Consider the following 2,670-nt stretch of genomic DNA (forward strand, 5'->3'; position numbering starts at 1 on the left):
CAACAAAACATACCTTGTCCTATGTTTTACATCGAATTTCGATTCCTGGCCGGAAGTATAGGTTATTTTTACTTCGCCGTCACTGGCTTACGCCAGAAAGTACGGGGTCTGGTACTATTTTTCATGTGGGGATATACTCTTGTGCTGATATTGACCACAAAATGAAAGGAAATTGACGCATGGCGGAAAAAAAGTGGTACAGCACTGAAGATGTGGAACTGGCAAAATCGTCACTGGATGATCTTCCGGATTTGACACAAACACGACTCACAAAAACAGATGTTCTTGAGCAACTCAAAGACAAAATAATTGAGTTAGCGAACAGCAAGGGTTATAGCGTTGAAGACATTCGAAGTGCGCTGGACTCCGCCGGTATTCCGACAAGCATCAAGGCTATTAGCGAAATGTTGAATTCCGGAAAAAAATCAGCAACGCGAGCTACCAGAACCAAAAAAGTTACCGCCACGTCGTCAGATAAGGTAGCGCCATAATTTCAGCAAGCCTGACTATTCAGGGGAGCCCCTGGGGGCGGACGGGTGAAAGAAAAGCGTCACGTCAGTGGCGATTTTCTTTCACCGGGCGGGGATTCATTTAGAGCCGGTCAATACCGGCGAAAAACACCACACAGTGCCGCAAAACCTGATTCTGTTCTTAATCGTTGGGGATTGTCTCCTGCCGTGATCAGCAACTGCGAAGCGCTTTCGTATCCAATAGCATTACGTTTAATCAGTTCAGGCGCCAGCTCATCGACAATTGCCGCAATCATGACATCCAAATCAGCGATTTCGTCATGTAACTCGAGATAGCGTCGGGCAAGGGACTTTAATGAAATACGATAAACGTTGGTAACATTGCGGTATTCACTGGCATCAGGCCGCCAGGATCCCAGAGTCCTGATGAGCTGCATGCGCGTCATATTTCTGAGCTGTTCACGTAATTCATCCGGGGCAGAGATAATATTGGAATGGATAATCAGGAGAGCGACTCTGCGGGCTGATATTGCTGTTTTTCGGCAAGTTTTTAATACCCGCAGAGACTCAATCATGCCATTGCGCGTTTTGGGTGTGACGGTTCTTATTCCGGAGAATGCGGCGTGAGCGGCACATTCAGCATCAATTGTGTCACTTTTACCCCGTTTGCGTCGCTCCATCCGATCTGGCGCAGTCACCTCAAGAACTTCTAACCCGGCATTCTGTAAATAGCGAAGCAGACCTGATCCATAGGTGCCTGTACACTCAACACCAATTCGCTTTAATGCCCCAAACGAAGTCATCCATGCCAGCATCTGCCGGTAACCTTGCCGTGTTGTGGAGAAAAACCGGGTCCCCAGAACTTTATTGTTCTGATCTACGACAGCGGCAACGTGCAGATCTTTATGTGTATCCACGCCACCCACAACAGCGGCTTCCGTAACTTTACCTGCCATAACAGAGCTCCTGTGAGGAAACAGAGTTGAATCTCCAGACAGATAACCCGGACAGGACAGTAACGAGACAAGCCGTCAGGCCCTTCTTGAGTCACGCGCACCTGTGAGGAGATGCCTCGCATGAAGGCGCTTCCGGCAACCGACGAGTCCAGGGCAGGACACAAGAGGTCGATCGCTGTGTGAGTCAGGATGCGGGAAGGTCTTCACTGCATCAGTAATCACACCAATCGGTTAAACGGCAAACTGAGTGATGATAAAAACTGACACCGGCATTATTACTGACGCTGTGATGGATGGTTCCTGATGGCCGGCGAGCCCACAGGGCCTGCTCCAGCGCATCCAGCACGAACGTCGTCTCCATCGAGGATGACACCCGCCAGCCCACGATACGACCGGCGAACACGTCGATAATGAACGCCGCGTAAGCGAAGCCCAGCCAGGTGCTGACGTAGGTAAAACCAGCCACTCACAACTGGTCCGGACGCTCTGCCACGAACTGACGATTCACACGGTCATGCGCGGCATTGTCCTTACGACTGACCGTGGTCCGTACTTTTTTACCCCGGAACACGCCGGCAAGGCCCATGGTCTTCATCAGACGCTCTGTGGTACATCTGGCCACACTGCAGCCCTCCCTCAGCAGCTGGCGCCAGACCTTGCGAACACCATAGACGCCGTAGTTTTCGTCGTACACGCGCTGTATCTCCTGCTTCAGTTGCTCATCACGCCGATCGCGATGGCTACGTCTGTCCGGGTACAGCTGATGTTCACGGTGGCGGTAGTATGACGACGGGGCGATATCCAGCTCATGGCATACCGGTCCGACCCCGTATTCATCGCTCAGGGTGTCCACAAGGAGGGCTATTTTTTCCAGAGGCGGTCGAACTCCGCCTTCGCAAAATAAGCTGAAGCCTGTCGCAGGATATCGTTGCTGCGCCGCAGTTCTCGGTTCTCACGCTCCAGCGCCTTCAGGCGCTGGCGCTCGGTGGTGGTGAGGCCACCATCACCGCCCCCGGCATCACGCTCATACTGACGCAGCCAGATACGCAGGGTCTCCGGCGTGCAGCCGATTTTGGGGGCGATGGAGCTCAGAGCTGCCCACTGCGAGTCATACCCGTCCTGACTTTCCAGAACCAGACGAATGGCCCGCTGACGGACCTCCGGGGAAAAACGTGTATTCTTGCTCATCCTGTTGATCTCCTCTCTCTCAAAGAGTTTAGTCTCCAGGATTCCCGGGGCGGTTC

Annotated in this window: 1 protein-coding gene, 2 pseudogenes and 1 other annotated feature; of the genes and pseudogenes, 1 reads left to right on the forward strand and 2 read right to left on the reverse strand. The window is 52.5% G+C overall.

What is annotated here, in order from left to right:
• Positions 1–179 precede the first annotated feature (179 nt).
• Positions 180–491 (forward strand): molybdopterin-guanine dinucleotide biosynthesis protein MobC, encoded by a 312-nt coding sequence (locus FEK66_RS24215; protein WP_138211628.1) that lies wholly within the window; start codon positions 180–182, stop codon positions 489–491.
• A 125-nt stretch (positions 492–616) separates the two neighbouring features.
• Here the strand turns inward: FEK66_RS24215 and FEK66_RS24220 are convergent.
• A pseudogene (locus FEK66_RS24220) lies at positions 617–1,426 on the reverse strand (IS110-like element ISEc21 family transposase); the annotation flags it as partial.
• 283 nt (positions 1,427–1,709) lie between these two features.
• Positions 1,710–2,614, reverse strand: a pseudogene (locus tag FEK66_RS24230) (IS3 family transposase); the annotation flags it as partial.
• Positions 2,217–2,333 (reverse strand) — a sequence feature (AL1L pseudoknot). (Overlaps the previous pseudogene by 117 nt.)
• Positions 2,615–2,670 lie beyond the last annotated feature (56 nt).

Source organism: Escherichia sp. E1130 (assembly GCF_005781065.1).
In the GTDB taxonomy this organism is placed as follows: Bacteria; Pseudomonadota; Gammaproteobacteria; order Enterobacterales; family Enterobacteriaceae; genus Escherichia.